Source organism: Kitasatospora sp. NPDC048194 (genome assembly GCF_043202455.1).
GTDB lineage: Bacteria > Actinomycetota > Actinomycetes > Streptomycetales > Streptomycetaceae > Kitasatospora.
In genome coordinates, this window is the sequence record NZ_JBIDAK010000023.1 from 72042 (window position 1) to 94295 (window position 22254).

The 22254-nt window shown below is 75.1% G+C and carries 12 protein-coding genes; 9 read left to right on the forward strand and 3 right to left on the reverse strand.

The window, feature by feature from the left end; all coding sequences use genetic code 11:
- The first annotated feature begins 155 nt into the window (after positions 1-155).
- Positions 156-1037, forward strand: a complete 882-nt coding sequence (locus ACGF07_RS25200) for a helix-turn-helix transcriptional regulator (protein ID WP_350749381.1) — start codon at positions 156-158, stop codon at positions 1035-1037.
- Positions 1038-1223: 186 nt separating this feature from the next.
- Positions 1224-2360 carry a hypothetical protein gene (locus ACGF07_RS25205; RefSeq protein WP_392902197.1) on the forward strand — a complete coding sequence of 379 codons (1137 nt, stop codon included), beginning with the start codon at positions 1224-1226 and terminating at the stop codon, positions 2358-2360.
- A gap of 106 nt (positions 2361-2466) precedes the next feature.
- Here the strand turns inward: ACGF07_RS25205 and ACGF07_RS25210 are convergent, their stop codons facing one another.
- Together ACGF07_RS25210 and ACGF07_RS25215 are read right to left on the reverse strand one after the other, a co-directional pair.
- A complete protein-coding gene (locus tag ACGF07_RS25210; RefSeq protein WP_392902199.1) occupies positions 2467-3615 on the reverse strand; it encodes a hypothetical protein in 1149 nt (382 codons plus the stop codon).
- Between the two features lie 263 nt (positions 3616-3878).
- Positions 3879-4811 (reverse strand): hypothetical protein, encoded by a 933-nt coding sequence (locus ACGF07_RS25215; RefSeq protein ID WP_392902201.1) that lies wholly within the window; start codon positions 4809-4811, stop codon positions 3879-3881.
- 888 nt (positions 4812-5699) lie between these two features.
- Between ACGF07_RS25215 and ACGF07_RS25220 the strand changes: the two genes are divergently transcribed.
- Both ACGF07_RS25220 and ACGF07_RS25225 read left to right on the forward strand, forming a co-directional pair.
- Positions 5700-7835, forward strand: coding sequence for a SpoIIE family protein phosphatase (locus ACGF07_RS25220; RefSeq protein WP_392902203.1), 2136 nt, complete (start codon positions 5700-5702; stop codon positions 7833-7835).
- Between the two features lie 205 nt (positions 7836-8040).
- Complete coding sequence (locus ACGF07_RS25225; protein WP_392902232.1) at positions 8041-10737, forward strand: SpoIIE family protein phosphatase; 2697 nt, start codon at positions 8041-8043, stop codon at positions 10735-10737.
- Positions 10738-11403: 666 nt separating this feature from the next.
- Here the strand turns inward: ACGF07_RS25225 and ACGF07_RS25230 are convergent.
- Positions 11404-12810, reverse strand: a complete 1407-nt coding sequence (locus ACGF07_RS25230; protein ID WP_392902205.1) for a hydrolytic protein — start codon at positions 12808-12810, stop codon at positions 11404-11406.
- Between the two features lie 320 nt (positions 12811-13130).
- On the opposite strand from ACGF07_RS25230, the gene ACGF07_RS25235 reads away from it, so the two are divergent.
- The 5 genes from ACGF07_RS25235 (at position 13131) to ACGF07_RS25255 (ending at position 22211) form a co-directional block, all read left to right on the forward strand.
- Positions 13131-13847 carry a LuxR C-terminal-related transcriptional regulator gene (locus ACGF07_RS25235; RefSeq protein WP_392902234.1) on the forward strand — a complete coding sequence of 239 codons (717 nt, stop codon included), beginning with the start codon at positions 13131-13133 and terminating at the stop codon, positions 13845-13847.
- Between the two features lie 387 nt (positions 13848-14234).
- Complete coding sequence (locus ACGF07_RS25240; RefSeq protein WP_392902207.1) at positions 14235-17495, forward strand: hypothetical protein; 3261 nt, start codon at positions 14235-14237, stop codon at positions 17493-17495.
- A complete protein-coding gene (locus tag ACGF07_RS25245) occupies positions 17492-18202 on the forward strand; it encodes a DUF4255 domain-containing protein (protein ID WP_350744156.1) in 711 nt (236 codons plus the stop codon). The genes ACGF07_RS25240 and ACGF07_RS25245 overlap by 4 nt, the downstream gene beginning before the upstream one ends.
- Positions 18199-20469, forward strand: coding sequence for an ATP-binding protein (locus ACGF07_RS25250; RefSeq protein WP_392902209.1), 2271 nt, complete (start codon positions 18199-18201; stop codon positions 20467-20469). The genes ACGF07_RS25245 and ACGF07_RS25250 overlap by 4 nt, the downstream gene beginning before the upstream one ends.
- Positions 20470-20666: 197 nt before the next feature.
- Positions 20667-22211 carry a phage tail sheath family protein gene (locus tag ACGF07_RS25255; protein WP_392902211.1) on the forward strand — a complete coding sequence of 515 codons (1545 nt, stop codon included), beginning with the start codon at positions 20667-20669 and terminating at the stop codon, positions 22209-22211.
- Positions 22212-22254: the final 43 nt, after the last annotated feature.

Genomic DNA, 22254 nt, shown 5'->3' on the forward strand with positions numbered 1-22254 from the left:
GGGCCGCCCCGGCGGGCCGCGGCGGGGGGGGCGGGGGGGGGGGGGGGGGGGGGGGGTGTGTGGGGGGGGGGGGGGGGGGGGGGGGGCGGGGGGGGGGGGGGGGGGCCGGGGCCGCCCCCCCCCACCCCCCACCCGCGAACGGCCACAATCGCCGTATGAGCACAGCGATCAGCCTCGGCGAGTTCCTCCGCTCCCGCCGCTCCCTCCTGCACCCCGAAGACGTCGCCCTGCCGGATTTCGGAGGCCAACGCCGGGTCGCGGGCCTGCGCCGCGAGGAGATCGCCCAACTCGCCGGAGTCAGCGTCGACTACTACACGCGGATGGAACAGGGCCGCGTGCCCAACCCCTCGGGCGCGGTGCTCGACGCCCTCGCCCGCGCACTGCGGCTGGACGCGGACGCCACCCGGCACCTGCACCGCCTCGCCCGGCCGCAGGCGACCGCCCGGCACGCGCCCCGGCGCCGAGCCCAGCCGCAACGCGTGCGCCCGATGCTCCAGCGGCTGCTGGACGACCTGGTGGACATACCGGCGATGGTGATGGGCCGGCGCATGGACATCCTGGCCTGGAACGCGGCGGCGTGCGCCCTGTTCGGTGACTACGCGGCCCTGGACCCGGCCGAGCGCAACGTCGCCCGCATCACCTTCCTCGACGAGACGTCCCGCGAACTGTATGCGGACTGGGCCTCCTGCGCCCGCGAGAACGTCGCCTACCTCCACCTGGACGCGGGACGGCACCCCGAGGACCCCCGGTTGGCGAGCCTGATCGGCGAACTGTCGATGAAGAGCGAGGACTTCCGCCGCTGGTGGGCCGAGCACCCGGTGCAGGACAAGACCTCGGGGACCAAGCGGTTCCACCATCCGGTGGTCGGCGACCTGGAACTGGCCTACGAGACCCTGCGCCCGACGGACGACCCCGAGCAGGCACTGATCACGTACGCCGCCGAGCCCGGCAGCGCGTCGCACGACGCCCTGCGGATGCTGCTGGCCTGGTCCGGCGGGGTCCCGTCCCCCGTGCCGGCTGCCGACCGCGCGCGCTGACGGACAGCCGGCCCCGCCGTCTGTCGGCCGCTGCCACGAGGACGAGTCCTGTCGCCCTCGTGCGCAGCCCCCGAGGCCGCCGCCGGGGCCGAGCGTTCCGGGGAGCGGGTCTGGTCACGGCGACGCGGGCCTGCCAAGCTCTCAGGCGCCAACAGACTTGAGCCACACGAAGGATGAAGGATGCGCATGCCCGAACTGAGACGGTTACTGGCCCGCCTACTGGCCGTGGTCGCGCTGCTGCTGGGAGGGCTGACCCTGGCCGGTGCGCCGATCGCCCAGGCAGCCGCACCGACGGCCGGTCCGCCGGTCGCGCGGACGGCCGGGGCGGAGCAGGCCGTGCGGACCGCGACGCAGGCCGGTGGGACGACGATCTGCGGCTACACCCCGGTGCCGACCGGCTGGGTGATCGTCAGCGAGCAGTGGTCCGGCTGCGGCGGCTACGGCCTCTTCACCATCGCCGACGCCTCGGCCCTGACCTCGGTCCAGGCCTGCTCGAACGGACCGATACCCGCCGGCTGGGTGATCACCGCGATGCAGAGCGGCGCCGGCACCTGCGGGAGCTACCCGCTGTACTCGCTGCTGAAGGTCACCGACCAGACCGTCCTCCAGGACTGCGGGCAGTCCCCGATCCCGCCGGGCTGGGTGATCACCGCGATCCAGACCGTCTCCCCGGCCTGCGGCACCTACAGCACGTACACCCTCGTACCGCTGGGCGACCGCACCTCGGTCCAGGCCTGCGGCAACTGGCCGATACCCGCCGGCTGGGTGATCACCGCGATGCAGAACGGTGCGGGCTGCGGGAGCTACCCGCTGTACTCGCTGCTGAAGGTCACCACCCAGACCGGCCTCCAGGTCTGCGGGCAGTCCGCCGTCCCGAGCGGCTGGGTGATCACCGCCATCCAGACCAACTCGTCGGCCTGCGGCACCTACGGGACCTACAGCATCGTCCAGTTGACGAGCCAGACGTCCGTCCAGGCCTGCGCCAACTCGCCTGTGCCGGCCGGCTGGGTGATCACCGCGATGCAGAACGGTGCGGGCTGCGGGAGCTACCCGCTGTACTCGCTGCTGAAGGTCACCACCCAGACCGGCCTCCAGGTCTGCGGGCAGTCCGCCGTCCCGAGCGGCTGGGTGATCACCGCCATCCAGACCAACTCCTCGGCCTGCGGCACCTACGGGACCTACAGCATCGTCAAGGTCACCGACCAGACCAGCATGCAGGTCTGCGGGCCGTCCACGATTCCGGCCGGCTGGGTCGTCACCGCGCAGGGCTCGGGCGCTCAGTGCGGCATCTACGTCGTCTACACCATCACCAGGTCCTCCTGACAGCCGCAGGCGTCCGCCCGCACCCGCCCCCGGCAGCCCGGGGGCGGGTGCGCCCCCACCGGGTGGCCTGGGCGGCGGGTCCCCCGGTTCCGGCCGGGGGCGCGGGTCAGGCGGTGTAGCGGGCCGTGCGGTAGCCGCCGCCGGCGGTGCGCTCCACGTTCTCGTCGTCCCAGGTGTGGGGGACCGCCAGCTTCCAGCGCCTGCGCAGGACCTTGTGCTCCTCGCGGTTCCTGGTCACGTACCACGTACCCATCCGGCACCAGGCCAGCGGCTCGTCGGCCTCCGTGGCCACCGCCCGGACCAGTTGCTGCGCGTACCGGGCGACCGTCGATTCCAGGTACTGGTTCATCCGGTAGGTGGCCTGGTCCCCGTGCTGGAACATGGCGTGGTCGGAGCCGGGCCGGGTGTGCAGCCGGCCGTGCTCCAGGGCCACCGTGCCGTGGCGTGCCACCGGCTCCTGCTGGGTGTTCAGGGCGATCCCCGCGTTGAGCCGGTTCAGGAGTTTGGCCTTCTCCATGGTCGCTTCCGGGATCTGGCCGCCGCCGGTGCCGCCCTGGGCGGAGTAGACCTCGTGGAGGTCGTAGTCGCCGGTGTAGAGGTACTGCTTCCAGTTCGGGTCGGCCTTCAGGGCGACCATGGCCGGGCCGCCGCCCGGCTGCTGCATGTCGAGCGGCACGTACGGCTCGTTGTTCGCGCCCTGGTGCACGATTCCGGCGGGGAGCGTCGGGGGTGGGTTGTCGATCCGCACACCGATCAGGCCCTGGGCGCCCCAGTGGCCGACGAAGCCGCTCAGGTCGTTGGCCTCGAGCCAGGCCAGGATGGTGGCCGGGTCCCCCGGGGCCTGCCCGGGGCCGGTGCCGTACTTCTTCTCGACGGAGCCGGGCTTGATCGACTTCTCCAGGATGGTGTGCGGCTTGGCCTTGGCGCCTTCCGCGATCCGACGGATCGAGAACGCGCCGGTCTCCCGGATGGCGATGGTGTACTTGTGCTTCCTGCACACCGCCGAGATGGCGTCCCAGTGGTCCTGCCACACGATGTTCCGCAGGTCGGCCGCCCGCCTGCCGGGTGTGACGCTCCGCCCGTCGAAGGTGCCGGCCGCGCAGTCGGCTTCCACGGTGTTCTCGTCCAGCATCCGCTGCACCACCGGCCGGTTCCCGGCCCGGTCGCCGGCCGCTCGTTGGAGCATCCGGCCGGTCGCCGCGTTGCCGACGGCGCGCTGGAGGGCCGCGACGGCCTCAGGGGACTGTCGGGGCACGGCTCCGGCGGCGGATCTCGCCCGGGTGCCGGTCCGTCGGGCCGGGCTCACGTCGTGACGGGACTGCCCGGCCTGCCCCTGCTGCTTCCTCGCCTGCACGGTGGAACCCCCCTTGGTCCGCTTCGCCCCCGTTATACAACGGAGTCGGGCGGAGGAGGAGAGCGCATCCGGCCGTGCACGGCCGGGGTTTCCGCCGCGCCCTCCGTCCTCCGGCGGCCTTCGGTGGGGTGCCGCTCCTGCCGGGGGCACCCCACCGGGGCGGGTCAGCTGACGTGCAGGGTCACTGCGGCGGTGTGGAGTTGGCCGGCGGTCTGGAACTGGATGAAGGTGCGCCAGTTGCCGGGCCTGGACAGTTCGGCGTGGAAGGTGAGGGCCGGTCCGCCGTGGTCTCCGCCGGCGGCCCGGGTCTCCGGGTGGAGGTGCGCGAAGGCCTGGTCGCCTTCGTGGAAGGCGCTGATGTGCGCATAGGTGCCGAGGTAGGGCTGGAGGTCGGTGACGGGCCGGCCGTCCCTGGTGATGGTGGCGGTGAGCGGGTGGGCCATGCCGGCCATCGGATCGCCCTGGATGGTGACGGTGTAGCCATCGGCCGTGGCGCTTCCGGACGCCGCGGGCAGAGGGGTGTCCACCGCCTGGCCGGGGACGGTGACGGTGCGGCTGAGGACGAGGTCGGAGCCCTTGCCGGGGCCGCCGGCGGGGGTGAAGGAGGCGTACAGGCGCCAGCTGCCCGGCTGGAGGGCGGCGAGGTCCGCGGTCCAGGTGCCGTCGGCGGCCATGGTCGGGTGGAGGTGCTGGTAACCGGTCAGGTCGGAGCGGACGGCGTAGAAGTGCATGGTCTTGGTCTGCTCGACGGCGAAGTCGGTCACCGGCTTGCCGTCCGGGCCGACGACCGTGAACCGGAAGGGAGTCGGCCGGTCGGCCGGGAGCGCCGCGGGCTCGGCCTCGAGGCGGTAGCCGTTCTTCTCGGCTGCCAGGCCGTCGTCGGCGTTCATGCCGGGCATGCCTTCCATGCCACCGGCTGTCGACGGCGTCGGGTTGGAGGGGGACGAGCCGGCCGTGGTGACGCCGTGGTCCATGCCCGGCACGGAGTGGTCCCCGGCGGAGGAGCCGCAGGCGGACAGCGCCAGCGCCAGCACGGCGGTCGCACCGGCCGTGCTGAGGGTGCGGCGACGGACGGTGGAGCGGGAGGAGAGGGGCATCGGAATGATCTTTCGTGCGCGGGCGCGCCGGAGGGCGCGCGAATGAGCGGGACGCGTGGCCCGGCCCGGCCGACCGGCCGGCGCCGGCACGGCCCCGTCACGTACGCGCGATGCACACCTGGAGCAGCACGTCCCGTCCGCCTCTCGGCGGACCCCTGCGCCGGAGGTGCGGCCCGCCCTCCGGACGTCCCGTCAGCGCCGGCGCGGAGAGCGCAGCGGCGACGACGGCGACGGCGAGCCCGCCGGCCGACGGCAGCGGGGAGCGTTCGCGCGCGGGGGTGGACACGCACGGCGGTCCGCCCGGCCGGGACGCGGCCGCGGGATGTGCGGCAGCGCCGGACGCCGGCAGCGAGAGCGCTACCGGCGCTCCCCCCGGCACCGGATGGCTGCCCGGCATCGCCGAGGGGGCGCCCACCGCGCTGTGACAGCCGCCGGCCGCGGAGGCCGGCGCGCCGTGCATGAGGAAGATCCCGAGCAGGACGGCGCAGAGTGCGAGCAGTCGGGGCGCGCCCGTCCGCCGCAGCTGGTCACCACCCACCCCTGACGTCCTTCCCGCTGTCCCGTCGTCCCGCGTCGCGCGAGCTCTGCGGCCACCATACCCCCGGGGAGTGTCCGGCGGGATCCGCCCCGGGCCTTCCGGCGGAGGGAGCGTCAGGCCCCGAGCGCCCGGATGCCTCGCGGACGCGTTCGCGCGGGTCGGGGCCCTTGGCGGGGATCGGGGTCGTTGAAGCGGATCGGAGCCGTTGAGCAGGCGGGCCGGGCCGGGTCCTCCCCGGAGGGCGGGGCGGCCCCGTGGGACACGAGGGGACGTACGGGTGGCGGCCGGGCCACTATGGGAGGAAGCCTGCGGGTTCACTGGTCGGTTCGAATAGGGGTCTCGTGATGGGCGTGCCGTGGCAACCGTCGCCGGGGCCCGGCTCCGGGGCCGCCGCTGCGGCGGCGCCGGCCGGGCCCGGCCCCGAGGCGGCGGCGGAGGTCCTGCGGTCGGCGCCGGACCGGCTCCACGCGCACATCGGCGGGCTGTACCTGCTGTCGCCGGACGGGGAGCGGCTGGAACTGGCGGTGACGCTGGGCGCGGCCCGGCAGTTCACCAGGCCGTGGCAGCGGGTCGGGATCACCGCACCCGTACCGGTGGCCGACGCGGTGCGGGGCGGCCGGGTGGTCTGGGTGGGCGGTGCGGAGGAGATGGCGCGCCGGTACCCGAGGGTCGCGGTCGCCATGCCGTACGCGTTCTGCCTGGCGGCCGCTCCCCTGGTCGCGGGGCGGGTCACGTACGGGGCGGTCTTCCTGATCTGGCCCGCCACGCACCCGCCCGAGATGTCGACCGGTGAACGTGACCGGTTCGCCGCCTTCGCCGCACGACTGGCCGAGGTCCTGGCGGAGGCGGCCCTGGCGGGTCGACCGGTCCGGGCCGGGCCGCGCCCCGAGGCGGCCGAGCGCGGTACCACCCGCTCCCTCGCCGCGATGGTGGCACGGCTGCCGGAGGGCGTGTGCGACATCGATCTGGACGGCAGGCTGACCGCGGTCAGCCCGGCCGCCGCCGAGCAGCTGGGCGAACCGGTCGGGCGGCTGCTGGGCGCCCGACCGTGGGAGGCCCTGCCCTGGCTGCGGGACCCGGTGTACGAGTACCACTACCGCTCCGCGATGATCAGCGGCCAGCCCACCTCGTTCGTCGCCTGGCGGCCGCCGGACCGGTGGCTGTCCTTCGAGCTCTTCCCCGACCCGTCCGGGCTGACCGCGCGGATCGGCGCCGCCGACGCCGACGGGCGCGACCGTCCTGCCGGGCCACCGGCGGACGGGGCGGCGCACACCCGGCCCGGGGCGCTCTACCACCTGCTGCACCTCGCCGGCGCGCTGACCGAGGCCGTCAGCGTGCAGGACGTGGTGAGCATGATCGCCGAGCAGATCGTCCCGGCCTTCGGCGCCCGCGCCGTGGCGGTGCTGATGGCCGAGGGCGGCCGACTGCGCATCGTGGGCCACCACGGCTATCCGCCCGGGCTGGTCGACCAGTTCGACAGCACCCCGCTGACCGAGCCCACGCCGGGCGTCCAGGCATCCACCAACCCGGTGCCGGCGTACTTCGAGAACCGCGCCGAGCTGGAGCGGCTCTACCCCGGCCGCCAGGAGACGCAGGACGGGATGGCCGCCTGGGCGTACCTGCCGCTGGTCACCTCGGGCAGGCTGATCGGCACCTGCGTGCTGGCCTTCGCCGAGCCGCACCGCTTCGACCTCGAGGAGCGCGCCGTCCTCACCTCGCTCGGCGGACTGATCGCCCAGGCGCTGGACCGCGCCCGGCTGTACGACACCAAGCTCGACCTCGCCCAGGGCCTCCAGGAGAGCCTGCTGCCCCGGGCGCTGCCGGACGTCCCGTGCCTGGAGGTCAGCGCCCGCTACCTGCCGTGCACCGAGGGCATGGACATCGGCGGCGACTTCTACGACCTCATCCCGGTCGGGCCCGACTCCGTGGCCGTGGTGATCGGCGACGTCCAGGGCCACAACGTCAACGCCGCCGCGCTGATGGGCCAGATCCGCACGGCCGTACGGGCCTTCGCGGCCGCCGACGCCGATCCGAGCACGGTGCTCTCCCGCACCAACCGGCTGGTGGCCGACCTGGACACGGGCCTGCTGGCCAGCTGCGCGTACCTGAGGGTCGACCTGGCGCGCCGCGAGGCCTGGCTGGCGGACGCCGGCCACCCGGTGCCGCTGCTGTACGGCCCGGACGGCCGGGCGGCCGCGCTGGAGCCGATCGTCGGCATGGTGCTGAACGTCGACCCGGCCGCCGACTACCCGCAGGTCCGCGTCGACCTGCCGATCGGCACCACCTTGGCCCTGTACACCGACGGTCTCGTCGACACGCCCGGCGCGGATCCCGACCAGGCGCTGGCGGACCTCACCGCGACCCTGGCCCGCCACGGCGGTGAACCGCTCGACCGGCTGGCGGACGCCCTCGTCGACCGGGCCGGCCACGGAGAGCACCGCACCGACGACGTCGCGCTGCTGCTGATCCGGTCCGTTCCCCGGTGAGCCGGGACGGCGGGCGGGGCACCTCGTGGGTCGGCGGACACGGCGGGACCATGGGGGTATGGCGAGAGACACTGGCCCCGGCCCCCGTGCTCCGCACCGAGCGGAGGGTCGCCGCGGTGGGCGGCGACCGCCGCGCACGGGCCCCGGGGATCCTGCGGTGCGGCGGTTGCGGTCGGTGCTGGACATCCGCAGCGTCGCCGGTCAGATGTTCCTGCTCCAGGTGGCGGTCGTACTGCTGATCGTCGTGGCGGCGGTCGTCGCGCTGCTGATCGCGTCGCGGAGCGACCGGTTCGCCGCCGCGCGCGACCGTTCGCTCGCCGCGGCCGAGGCGTTCGCCCACAGCCCCGGTCTGGTGGCCGCGATCCAGGGCCCCGATCCCACGGCCGTGCTGCAGCCGCTGACCGAAGCGGCCCGCAAGGACGCCAAGGTCGACTTCATCGTGGTGACCGACCGGAACGGCATCCGGTACACCCACCCCGAGCCGGCGCAGATCGGCAAGCACTTCGTCGGCACCATCGGGCCGTCGTTGCAGGGGCGGGTCACCGTCGAGCAGGTGCACGGCCCGCTCGGCCTGGAGTACCAGGTGGTGGTCCCGGCGGAGGACGCCGGCGGCGGGGTCGTGGGCATCGTCTCCGCCGGGATGAAGGTCGCCAACGTGAGCAGCGCCGTCGACCACCAGCTGCCGGTCGTCCTGGGCGCCGCCGCCGTCGCACTCGGCCTGGCCACGGCCGGTACGGCGCTGGTCGGCAGGCGGCTGCTGCGGCAGACCCACGGCCTGGGGCCGGAGGAGATGACCAGGATGTACGAGCACCACGACGCGGTGCTCCACGCGGTGCGGGAGGGCGTGGCCATCGTCGGCGGTGACGGGCGGGTCCTGCTCGCCAACGACGAGGCGCGCCGGCTCCTGGACCTGCCCCCGGACGTCGAGGGGCGGGCCGTCACCGACCTCGGACTCGACCCCCGGACGACCGAACTGCTGCTCTCCGACACGGCCGTCACCGACGAGGTGCTGCCCGTGGGCGACCGCCTGCTGGCCGTCAACAGCCGCCCCACCGTCAGCAGACGCCTCGTCGACGGCAGGGCGGGAACGAGCGGCGGCGGTGCGGCGGCATCCGGCGGTGCGGCGGGGCCGTCCGGTGGCGGAGGAGGCCCGTCCGAGGGCAGGGGAGGCCCGTCCGGCAGCGTCACCACCCTGCGCGACTCCACCGAACTGCGCGCCCTCGCGGGGAAGGCCGAGGTCGCCCGCGGCCGGCTCCGGCTGCTCTACGACGCGAGCATGGCCATCGGCACCACCCTGGACGTCCGGCACACCGCCGAGGAGCTCGCCGGGACGGCCACCCGGGAGTTCTGCGACTACGCCACCGTCGACCTCGCCGAGGAGGTCCTGGTGGGCGAGGAACCGCAGACCCGGGCCGTCGGCGCCCCGGTGGAGCTGCGGCGGGTGGCCCTCGCGGGCGTCCGGGACGATTCGCCGCTGTATCCCCAGGACACGCTGGTCCGGTGGGCGGGGAGCACCCCGCAGGCGGCGGGCTTCGTCAGCGGCAGGCCCTCGCTGGTCCCGGAGCTGGCGACCGACGCGGGCTGGCGGATGCAGGACGTCGAGCGCACCCAGGCGGTGCTGGACTTCGGCCTGACGTCGCTGATCGCCGTTCCGCTGACGGCGCGCGGGGTGCTGATGGGCGTCGCCTGCTTCTGGCGCGGCCGGGGCAGGAGCCCGTTCGAGGACGACGACCTCTCACTGGCCGAGGAGTTGGCCGCCCGGGCCGCGGTCTCCGTCGACAACGCCCGCCGCTTCACCCGCGAGCACACCATGGCCGTGACCCTCCAGCACAGCCTGCTGCTGCGGTCGCTGCCCGAGCAGAACGCCCTCGAGGTCGCCTACCGCTACCTGCCCGCGCAGGCGGGTGTCGGCGGCGACTGGTTCGACGTGATCCCGTTGCCGGGGGCCCGGGTCGCCCTGGTCGTCGGCGACGTGGTCGGCCACGGGGTGCACGCGGCCGCCACCATGGGCCGCCTGCGCACCGCCGTGCAGAACTTCTCCACCCTGGACCTGCCGCCGGACGAACTCCTCGGGCACCTGGACGAACTGGTCGCCCACCTGGACCAGGAGGCGGCCGCGGCCGGGGGAGAGGCCGCGATCACCGGGGCGACCTGCCTCTACGCGATCTACGACCCCAGCACCGCCGTCTGCGCGCTGGCCCGGGCGGGCCACCCCCCGCCCGCCGTCGTCCACCCGGACGGCACGGTGGAGCTCCTCCAGCTCCCCGGTGGTCCTCCGCTCGGCCTGGGCGGGATGCCCTTCGAGGCCGTGGAGGTGCGGCTGCCGCCGGGGAGCAACCTGGTGCTCTACACCGACGGTCTCGTCGAGGACCGGACCCGGGACATGGGCGTCGGGCTGGACGTCCTGACGAGCGTCCTGGCCCGCCCCGGCCGATCGCCCCAGGAGGTCTGCGACGCGGTGCTCGACGCCCTGCTGCCCGCCCGCCAGAGCGACGACATCGCCCTGCTTGTCGCCCGTACCCGGGTGCTGGCGCCCGACCGGACCGCCGAGTGGGAGGTGGCCTCGGCGCCGGAGGCCGTGGCGCGGGTCCGTGCCGAGGCGACCCGCCAGCTGGCCCGGTGGGGGCTCGACGAGGCGGCCTTCGTCACCGAGCTGGTGCTCAGCGAACTGGTGACCAACGCCATCCGCTACGCCACGGACCCGATCAGGGTGCGGCTGCTGTACGACCGCACGCTGATCTGCGAGGTCTTCGACAGCAGCAGCACCGCGCCCCACCTGCGCTACGCCGTCGCCGAGGACGAGGGCGGCCGCGGGCTGTTCCTGGTCGCCCGGCTCACCGACCGCTGGGGGGTGCGCTACACGCCCGATGGCAAGATCATCTGGGCCGAGCAGCACCTGTGACGGGTGGCGGGGCGCCCTGCTGCGGGGCGCCCGGCGGGTACTTCAGCCGTGGCGCCTGTCAGAACCCGATGTCCCGCGTCGGTGTCCGCTGCAACCGGCCCGGTCGACCAGCCGGGACACCGCGGCGTTGCCGATGGTCCGTTGCAGGGCGAGCGCGCCGGCGGCCCGCGGGCCCGGTCGCGCGGTGCGGGTGGCGTCCGGGGCGGGGCCCCGGTCGGTCCGCCGGTCGGATTCGTGAGCGCGCACGGCGAACGGGCTCCTTCCTCCATGTGGCGGTTCGGTGCGCATACGGCGCTGATGCCGCCTCCGGTGCGGAAACACCGCAAAGCTACTGTTGAGGAGACGGTGCGTCAGCACCGTTCGGGGGCAGACCTCACCGTCCGCGGGGGAAGGGTCGGTTGCCCCCGGGGGCCCGGACGGGTTCCCCGAGGGGCAGCCGGGTGGGGGCGGTGGGAGCGGTCCGATTTGGCGGTTGGTGCCCGAACGGGTCAGGGTGTCCGTCGGACGTTGACATGGTCACGGGCTGTGCGGGGGCACGAGCAGGGCAGGATCACGGGGGGCGGAGGGAGTGGTTCCGGGGGAAGGGGTCGTTGACATCGCCGGGGCGTCAGGAGCACCTTTCCTCCCCGGTCGCCCGGGGAGGAAAGGTGCACGGTGCGCGTCGACTCAGTTCCCCTGCCGAATGTCGCTCAGCGTCCCACTGACATTGAGGAGTTCGTGGCAGGTCGACGCCTGCTTGCCCGACGCCGGGGTGCCCGGTGACTCGCAGGTCACGTTCGCCGTCACTGCCTGGTCCGCGGGGACCTGGATGGGAGTCACCCAGTGGTAGTCCTGGTTGCGGAAGGTCTCCAGAGCGATCGTGGTGATCGTCTGCTTGCCGGCCGTGATGGTCAGCACGCCCTGGTCGCCCTGGAAGTTGGCGACCACGATGTCCGTGATGTCGAACACCTTGCCGCGCGGCACCTGGTAGTTGCCCGTGGACGCCGAGCCGCTCGCGGTCTGCACCTCGATCGTGGCGGAGCTCTGCTGGCCGGTCCCGGGCACGGCCAGTCCCTGGCCGCGGCTGCCGGCCCCGGCGCTCGCCTGACCGGCGCCGGGCTGACCGGCGGCCGGCTTGCCCGCTGCGGCGGGGGCCCCGCCGGAGGGTGCCGGCTGCGCGCCGTCGACAGGTGCGGCGGCGATCGGGGTCGGGGTGGCGTTCTGCTGGGCGACGGCCTTCTCGGCGGCCTGCTTCGCGGAGCTGCGCACCGCCGGGCGGACCAGGGCGAACCAGGCCAGCAGCAGGGCGATCAGCGCCGCCAGCAGGGCCAGCAGCCACTTCGGGAAGACCGGTACCTGGAGGAACTCCCCGTCGAGCTTCGGGTGCTGGGCGGCCGTCGGATCCACGGCCGGGGCGGACCCGCCCTTTCCACCGCCGTCCCCGTCCTTGCCGTCCCCGTCCTTGCCGACGCCGTCCGGGCCGGCGGCGGGATCGGCCGGGGCGACGGTGACCTCGAACGGCCAGGTGGCCTGTTTGCCGAACCAGATCAGTTTGCGGGCGCGGGCCTGCAGCCGCATCTCGCCGGACTCGCCGGGTTCGAGGCGCAGCCGCTCCGGGCTGACCCGGAAACGCAGGTCCTCGCCGGGCTGGCCGGGCGTGGGAACCACCGTGGTGGGCGCGTTCCCGAGGTTGCGCACCGACGTCCGGTAGCGTCCGCGCAGCCAGCCGCGCCGGCGGCGCGGGGCGAGCGCGGCCTGCAACTCGTGGAACGGTGTGACGGTGACGGTGGTCTCCGGAACCGTCACCAGCTCCGGGCGTTCGGTCGGCAGCACCCGGACGCCGAGCGGGAACTCACCCGCGCGGGCGGCGGGCGAGCGCGGCGGGGCGAGGCGGATCGTCACCGTCTCGGACGTCCCCGGGAACAGGGAGACCCGGGCCGGCTCGACCGTCGTCCATGCGGCGCAGTCGCCGACCACCTCCAGCGCGTACGCCTCGACGATGTCGAGGTCGTTGCGCACCGTCAGGGTCGTGGTGGCCACGCCACCGGGCGCCACCGTCAGCGCGGGCAGGCCGAGTTCGGCGGATGTGGTCATGGCGTGACGGTACGGCCGACGGACCGCCCGCGAAGAGGTCCCTGCGGGCAAGCCGTGGGCACACCCCTTGCCCGCGTGGGCGGACCGGCCCTGCCCGGTGCCGCCGCGGCGCACCGCGCGCACCGTGCCGCCGCCCGCGCCCCCCGCCCCTGAGGCCCCCTGGGCCGACGGCCGGCCCCGCCCCTCGGAGCAGCCGGCCGGCACCACTGAATGTCCGATGGAGAATGGAGAGTTCGATGACGTCGACCGATACAAGCGGTGAGGGAGTCGTCACCGCGCAGCGGACCCCGGTTTCGTCGCGGTCCGGCGGCTCCCGGGTGATGAACGGCTCCCGGACGGCGGGCAGCGCCTCCCGGACGGCGGGCGCCACCCGTCCGTCGGGGGTCGGAATCCCCGTCCAGGCCCGCGGGAAGCCGGCCCAGATACGCGTGGCGGTGTACGCGGAGGACATCATCCTGCAGACCGGCGTGGTCCAACAGCTGCGCCAGCGGCCCGAGGTCGAGCTGCTGAGCGAGAGCGAGGCGGGGAGCGCGGAGGTCTCCCTGCTGGTGGTCGACGCCCTGACCGAGGCGGTGGCCGAGCACCTGCGGCGGCTGCGGCTCGCCACGGCGGGCCGGATCGGCCTGGTGGTGGGCCACTTCGAGGCCGGCGGGCTGCAGACGATCGTCGAGTGCGGGGTCGCCGCCGTGCTGCGGCGCTCGGAGGCGGACCAGGACCGGTTGGTGCACCTCATCACCGCCCTCGCCAAGGGGGAGGGGGTGATGCCCGGGGACCTGCTGGGTGAACTGCTCGACCGGATCGGGATGCTCCAGCGGACCATGCTCGACGGGCGGGGGCTGACCCTGTCGACCCTGACGGCCCGGGAGGCGGAGATGCTGCGGCTGGTGGCCGAGGGGTTCGACACCAGCGAGATCGCCGCCAAGACCTCCTACTCCGAACGGACCGTCAAGAACGTCCTGCACGAGATCATCAACCGGCTCGGGCTGCGCAACCGGGCCCACGCCGTGGGGTACGCGATGCGACGCGGTCTGATCTGAGCACGGCACCGGGGGAGCGGTGCGGTGGGGAGGACCCCGGCAACGGCGCCGGGGGAGCGGTACCCGTGACGAGGACACCCCGGCAATGGTGCCGGGGGAGCGGTACCGGTTGGGGAGGACCCCGGCAACGGCGCCGGGAAGAGCGGTACCCGTGACGAGGACACCCGGCAACGGCGCCGGCGGGGCGTACCCGCGGGCCGGCACCCCGGTGATCGGCCCCCGCGGAAGAGCGGCAGTCACGGCACACCGAGGTCCCGTGACCGTCGCGGTCTGCCCTTTGGGGACACAGGTCGTTACCCCCGGCTCGGGTGCCCGGGCTCTGTTCCCGGGCGCCCGAGCCGGTGAGACTGCCAGGGAGTCCGCCCCTGCCACCCTGTGAGGTCGTGCGTGATCGCCGCCACCGGCACCCCCCGCCCCGTCCGGCGGCCGGCCCGCGCCGCCGTCGCGGTCCTGCTCGCGCTGGCCGCGGCCGTGTTGACCCTGGGCTCCGCCCCCGAAGGGCAGGGCGGCTCCACGGCGCCGACCGCCTCGGCCGACCCGGCCGCCGGGCGGATCCTGTTCGCCGGCACCAACCACCGCGGCCTCGGCCGGGTGACCGGAGCGGCGTCCAGCACCCCGCTGTTCGGCCCCGGCCCGATCCACTTCGACCAGGACCCGTCGGCCCGCGGCGGCGAACTGGTCTTCACCAGCCTGCGGGACGGCCCGCTGCCGCAGGTCTACCTGCGCGACGCGGCCGGCGCCGTGCGCAAGCTCACCACCGGCATGGACACCGCCCACCCCGCGCTGGCCCCGGACGGCAAGGGCGTCGTCTTCGAGGCGCTGGAGCCGACCGGGCAGCACGTGCTGTGGGTGGTCAACCGGGACGGCAGCGGGCTGCGCCGCCTCACCGACGGCTCGGCCGACGAGACGCACCCGACGGTCTCGCCCGACGGCCGCTGGGTCGCGTACGCTTGCACCGGCGATCCGGCGCACACCCAGGTCTACCTGCGGCCGTTCGACGGCGGGGCGCCGGTCAGGATCACCAACGTGACCACCGGCAACGCCGTCGACCCGACGTGGAACCCGCAGAACGACGACGCGCACCGCAACGAGATCGTCTACACCTGGGACAAGGGCGGCGACCAGGGCCGGACCCTGATGCTCACCTCGCCCACCGGCGGCGACAAGGCGTTCTTCCCCGGCACCGGCTCCACCTGGCACACCGGCTCCGCCTCCTGGCTGGCCGACGGCACCGGAGTCCTCTTCCTGAGCCCGGACCGGCCCGACGCCCCCGCGCCCGGGCAGCAGCCCGACCCGTCCCAGCCGCCGGTGGTGAACCTGTACCGGGCGCCGACCTGCTCCTGCACTGACCCCCAACTGCTGTACAGCACCAACCGGTTGATCGCGAACCCGACCTGGCTCGGCACCCAGGCCGACGGCGGCCCCGTGGTGGAGCAGACGAGCGCCTCCGCCGCCAACGTCGCCGACGTCCAGGACGTCCGCCCGGACGGCGCCGACCCGCGCGACCTCGGCATCAGCGTGCTCACGGAGGACCCGGCCGCCGACACCAACACCAACCCCGACCCGGCGGCCGACCCGCTCTTCCACCCCCGCCCCGGTTACGACCCCTGGTTCGAACGGCAGACCTACACGCCGGACGGCCGGCAGATCGTCGTCACCCGCTACGAGGACTCGCCGGCCGGCCGGATCGAGCGGATCTGGCTCGCCGACGCCGACGGCTCGAACCCGCGCCCGATGAACCTGGCCGGGCGCGGCCCGCTCGACCGGGACACCGACCCCGCCCTCTCGCCGGACGGCCGGCTGATGGTGTTCAGCCGCAGCGCCCCGGGCACCGACCGGGCCCCGGCGCGCCCGGGACGCCTCCTCGTCGCCGAGGTGGCCACGGGAGCGATCGTCGGCACCGTCGCCCCGCCGGCCGGCCAGACCGGGGCCTCCGACGGCGAACCCTCCTGGTCCCCGGACGGCAGGCTGATCGCCTTCTCCAGGACCGCCGTGATCGACGGCAACGCCGGCAACGTGCACATCTGGACGGTGGCCGCCGACGACCTCACCCGGCAGAACGACCTGAGCCGGGCCGCCTGCCCGGGCAGCTGCAACGTCATCGACGACAGCCCGGCGTTCTCGCCCGACGCCAAGCGGATCGCCTTCAACCGCAAGGCCGGCGACGGCGGCAACAACCGCCAGGACGGCGTGGTGGTCACCTCGCCCACCGGCACCGACTGCTCGGTGGTGCTGCCCGCCGGGCTGCGCGGACGCAAGGGCGCCTGCACCCAGCCGCTGCCGGACACCTCCGAGACCGGCCCGTTCCAGCCCCGCGACGTCGCCTGGACGGCGAACGGCGCCCAGCTGGTGCTCACCTCCCGCCGGGCCCTGCCGCCCGACTCGCCGGAGGGGCTGGCCGTCTACGACCTCGCCGCCGGCACCTTCACCCCGCTGGACCGCCGGCTGCCGGGGCGTCAGAAGGAACCGTCCGTCCAGCAGTCCGTCGACCTCGCGCTGAGCGCCCCCGCCCGGACACCCGCCGTCCCCGTGGACGGAGGCACCGACGTGACCGTCATCGTCACCAACAAGGGCCCCGCGCCCGCACCCGGCACCGTCCTCACCGTCTCGGTGCCGACCGGCGCCCGGCTCGGCGGCCTGACCACGCCCGTCGGGCAGTGCGACGCCGCGGCGCTGCGCTGCGAACTCGGCACGCTGGCACCGGGAGCCGCCGTCCGGGTGACCGCCCGGCTGATCGGCACCCGCAGCGGCACCCAGCCCTTCGGCTGGAGCGTCACCGGCACGGTCGTCGACCCCAACCCCGGGGACGACTTCGCCGAGACCCTCCTGCCGGTGCAGGACCCGGCCACCCCCTCGCCGACCGCCTCGCCCTCCGCCACACCGACACCCACGGCCACGCCGACACCCACCCCGACACCCGCACCGAGCCCCACCGTGACACCCGCCCCCGCGCCGCCCGCCTCCCCGGCCGTCACGCCCGGTCCGGCACCGGCCCCGCCGCCACTCGCCGGACCCGTCGTGTCCGTCGACGCCCAGCCCGACCCGGGCTACGTCGGCGGCCGGGTGACCGTCAGCTACACCGTGCGCAACACCGGGCGGGCCCTCGCCACCGGGCTGCGCCTGACCCTCGGCCTGCCCGCCGGAGTGCCCACCGAGGCGCTGCCCCCGGGCTGCCGGGGCGGCAGCTGCGCTCTGGCCGACCTCGGCCCGGGCGGCAGCCAGGTGGTCCGGGTGGTGCTGGCGCCCGTGGCGGCCGCCGAGAACACCATCAGCGCCGAGCTGACGACGACCGGCACCGACGCCGTCCCGGGCCCGCACCGGGCCAGCACCCCGCTGCGCATCCTCCAGCCGCGCATCGTCGCCGTGCCGCCGATCGGCAAGCCCGGCTTCGTGACCTCCGTCCGCGGCACCGACTTCCCGCCCGGCGCGCCGGTGCGGTTCACCTGGCAGCCCGGCATCACCGCCGCCGCGGCCCCCACCTACCCGCGCGCCGACGGGACCTTCGCGGGCCAGCTGCTGATCCTGCCCAAGGACGAGACCGGCCCCCGCACCATCACCGCCGACGGTCCCGGGTTCTCCCCGGTCACCACGCCCTTCCTGGTGGTCGAGGGCAGCATCGGCCCGCCCGGGGAGGTGGAGCGACGGTGATCCACGAGGTCGACGAGGCGCTGCGGCTGCTGCTCGCCGAGACCGGACTGCCCGAGCGCGGGATCGAGGTCGTGTTCGACGCGCCCACCCGGGACCTCGCGGCCCGGCGCACCGCGCCGACGGTCAGCGTCTTCCTGTACGGCATCCGCGAGGAGACGGGCCGTCGGCAGACGGGCGTCATCGCCGCGTACGACGCCGACGGCATGGTGGTGGGCCACCGCGCCGCGCCGCGCTGGTTCGAGCTGGGCTACCTGGTCACCGTCTGGACCAACCGGCCGCAGGACGAACACCGCCTGCTGGCCGAGGTGTTGCAGTGCGTGACCGCCGTGGAGGCGCTGCCCGCCCGGATGCTCACCGGGACGCTCGCCGAGCTCGGACTCACCGTCGAACTCGACATCGCGGGGCGCGACACGGGCCTGCCGTCGGTGTCCGACGTCTGGTCGGCGCTCGGCGGGGAACTGCGGCCCTCGATCGACCTGAGGGTGCTCGCCCCGCTGCCCGGCGGGCTCACCCCGGCGGGCCCGCCGGTCACCGAGGGGCTGGTGCTGCGCGCCGAGGACGCCACCCGGGACGGCACGGCGCCCGCCGACGGCCCCGGCCGCCGACTGCGCTACCAGGGCGGCACGGACCCGGGGCCGGACGGCTTCGCCGCGCCCCGGGAGCGCGGGCTGCCGCCGGGCCGTCGACCGCGGGGCAGGGCGCGATGAGCGTGGACCTCGAACCGGACGCACCGGCCGCCTCCGCCACCTCCTCCCGCTCGGCCTCCGGACCGTCGGCGGGCGCCGGGAACGGGCTCCCGGCGGGCCTCGACCACCTCTGGGAACGGCTGCACCGCGTCGAGCAACGCGTCCGCACCGCGGTGCGCGAGCGCCGGGCCGACGACCCGGACCCGGACGACCCGTACCGCGGCCAGTACCTCGGGCCCGAGGCGGTCGAGCGGATCCTGGCGGCCTCCGCCGCGGCGGGCCTGGGCGCCACCGCGGCCGGTGACGGCGGTCGCACCCTCCACACCGGTCTCGCCGCGCACGCCGGTCTCGCCGCGCACGCCGGTCTCGCCGCGCACACCGGCGAGGCGAGCCCCCTCGATGCCGCCGACGGCTCCACGCCACCGCCCGGCTCCCGGCTCGCGCGGCTCGGCGCCGCCTTCGGGCTGCTCCCGGTGGACGTCGACCTGCTGCTGGTGGCCATGGCCCCCGACCTCGACCACCGCTTCGAACAGCTCTACGGCTACCTCAACGACGACCTGACCAGGCGCCGGGCGACCGTCGCCCTGGCTCTCGAACTGTGCGGCCTGCAGGGCGCGGGCGCCGGCCGCTTCCGGTTCGCCGGACAGGCTCCGCTGGTCGCCGGCGGCCTCCTGGAGGTCACCGAACCGGAACGCCCGCTGCTCTCCCGCACCCTGCGGGTACCCGACCGGGTGACGGCCCATCTGCTCGGTGACGACGCGCCGGACGACGCACTCGCCGGACTGGCCCGCCGAGCGGCTCCGGGCCATGTGCCGGCAGCGGCCGCGGAGTCCGTCGAGCGGCTGCGCGCGGCCGCGGCGGACGGCGGGCTCGTCTACCTGCTGGACCGCGGCGGGCACGCCGGCCCGCTGGCGGCGGCCGCCCTCGCGGCCGACGGCCGGCCGCCCCTGGTGGTCGACGCGGCCGCGCTGGCCGCCCGCCCGCCGGGCGGCACCCTGCGGGTGCTGGCCCGCGAGGCCCGGCTGGGCGGCGGCGGTGTGGTGCTCGGACCGCTGGACCGGCTCGAACCCGACCGGGCCGACCGGCCCGAGCGCGCCGGGCTGCTGCGCGACCTGTGCGCGGAACTCGCCGGTGTCCCGCTGATCGTGTACGGCCCGCAGGTGTGGGACCCGGCCTGGGCGCGGCAGAGCCCCGTGGTGGTCACCGCCCCGGCGCCCGACGCGGGGGACCGGACCGAGCTGTGGTCGCGCGCGCTGGCCGCCGCCGGGACGCCGCTGAGCGCAGAGCTGGCCGAGGGACTGGCCGATGCCGTGGCTGCCTACCGGGTGGACGGGGAGAAGCTGGAGCGGGCCGCCTCCGTGGCCGCCAGGACGGCCGCCGCCGAGCAGCGCCCGGTGCAGGCCGGGGACCTGCGGGCCGCGGTGCGGGCGCAGAACGCGGCCGGCCTCGCCCGGCTGGCCCGGCGGATCGAGCCGGCGGTCGGCTGGGCCGACCTGGTGCTGCCCGACCCGACCGCGGCCCGGCTGCGCGAGCTGGTGCTGCGGGCCCGGCACCGCGACCAGGTGCTCGGGCAGTGGCGGATGCGGCCGGGCGGCGGCCGGGGGAACGGCGTGATCGCGCTGTTCGCGGGGGAGTCGGGCACCGGCAAGACCATGTCGGCCGAGGTGGTCGCCGCGGAGCTCGGCATGGAGCTGTACGTGGTGGACCTGTCCACCGTGGTGGACAAGTACGTCGGCGAGACCGAGAAGAACCTCGAGCGCATCTTCACCGAGGCCGCGCAGGTCAACGGCATCCTGCTGTTCGACGAGGCGGACGCGCTGTTCGGCAAGCGCTCGCAGGTCAAGGACGCCCAGGACCGCCACGCCAACGTGGAGACGGCCTACCTGCTCCAGCGGATGGAGTCCTTCGAGGGCATCGCCGTGCTGACGTCCAATCTGCGCGCCAACCTCGACGAGGCGTTCACCCGGCGGCTGGACGTCATCGCGGAGTTCCCGCTGCCGGACGAGGCGCAGCGGCGCCTGCTGTGGGACCGCTGCCTGGGGCCGCGGCTGCCCCGCGGGGACGACCTCGACCTGGACTTCTGCGCCCGGCGGTTCGAACTCGCCGGCGGTTCCATCCGGGCCTGCGCGGTCTCCGCGGCGTACCTGGCCGCCGGGACGGGTGCCCCGCTGGGCATGGCGCAACTGGTCGCCGCGGTGGTCGGGGAGTACCGCAAGCTCGGCCGGCTGGTGCTGGAGAGCGAGTTCGGCCCGTGGCTGGGCGTCCTCGCGGACGCCGGGCACGCCTGACCCGCCCGGCGGGCCGGAGGTGCCCGGCCGTCCGGCGGCCCGGGGCGCCTCCGGCTGCGCGGACCAGTCACGCTGCCCGCCGGGGCAGTCGTTCCTGCCCCCGGTCGGGGCCCTCGGGACATGTCCCCGGACGGTGCCGGGGCAGCAGACTCGTGGGCGAATGATCGGCGAATGACCGGCCACCCGAAGGAGCGCGAATGCCGTCGTACCTCACCCCGGGCGTGTACGTGGAGGAGGTCCAGTCCGGTGCCCGGCCGATCGAGGGCGTCGGCACGGCCGTCGCCGCCTTCGTCGGCTTCGCCGAGACCGGCCCCTTCCACGAGCCCACGCTGGTGACCAACTGGGACCAGTACGTCCAGCGCTTCGGCGGGTTCACCGAGGGCACCTACCTGGCGCACTCGGTCTACGGCTTCTTCGCCAACGGCGGCGGCTCCGCCTACGTCGTGCGGGTCGGCGACCCGGCCCGCCAGGCCGCCTCGGGCGCCCCCGCCCCGGCCGTCAGCGCGGCCCCGCCCGTCGCGATCGCGGGCTTCCTGTACTCGGCCCTGCCCAGCGCCGGCGGCGACGTGTCCGTCGAGATCGCCGACGTCGAGGGCGACAACGTCCCCGACGACCGCTTCCGCGTGCTGGTCCGCCGCGGCAGCGAGGTCGTGGAGACATACGACGTCTCGACCCGCAGGAACACCAAGGGCTACGTCGTCACCCAGCTGCGCGAGTCCAAGCTGATCGCCGTCGCCGAGCAGCCCGGCACCGCCCCGAGCCGCCCCGAGCGCGCGACCCACGGCCTCGCCGCCGCCCCCGCGCCCGTCCCGGCCACCGCCCCCGGCACCCGGCTGGACCCGGCGGAGTACGTCGGCGACGCCGCGGCCCGGACCGGCTTCTCCGGCCTCGAGGCGATCGACGAGATCACCATGGTCGCGGTGCCCGACCTGATGAGCGCCTACCAGCGCGGCGACATCGACGACGAGGGCCTGCGGACCGTCCAGCTGGCGGTGATGTCGCACTGCGAGCAGATGGGCGACCGGACCGCCGTGCTCGACCCGCCGCCCGGCCTGAACGCCCAGCGGATGCGCACCTGGCGCAACGAGGAGGCGGGCTTCGACTCCCGCTACGCCGCGCTCTACTACCCGTGGATCAAGGTCTTCGACCCGGCGAGCGGCCGCAACGTGCTGGTCCCGCCGAGCGGCCACGTCGCCGGGGTCTGGGCGCGCAGCGACGCCGAGCGCGGGGTGCACAAGGCGCCGGCCAACGAGGTCATCCGCGGCGCGGTGGACCTGGAACTCCGCCTCAGCAAGGGCGAGCAGGACCTGCTGAACCCGATCGGCGTCAACTGCGTGCGGGCGTTCCCCGGGCGCGGCATCCGGATCTGGGGCGCGCGCACCCTCTCCTCCGACCCGGCCTGGCGCTACCTGAACGTGCGCCGGCTCTTCAACTACCTGGAGGAGTCCATCCTCCTGGGGACCCAGTGGGTCGTCTTCGAGCCCAACGACGACCGGCTGTGGTCCAGCATCCGCCGGAACATCACCGCGTTCCTCACCGAGGAGTGGCGGCGCGGGGCGCTGTTCGGCCAGACCGCGGCCGAGGCCTTCTACGTCAAGTGCGACCGCGACAACAACCCGCCGGAGTCCATCGACCTCGGCCAGGTGATCTGCGAGATCGGGGTCGCGCCGGTCAAGCCCGCGGAGTTCGTGGTCTTCCGGCTGTCCCAGTTCTCCGACAGCACGAGCCTCGTCAACGAGTGACCGCCGTCAGGTCGGCAAACCCATCGCATCGGAAGGTGACAAC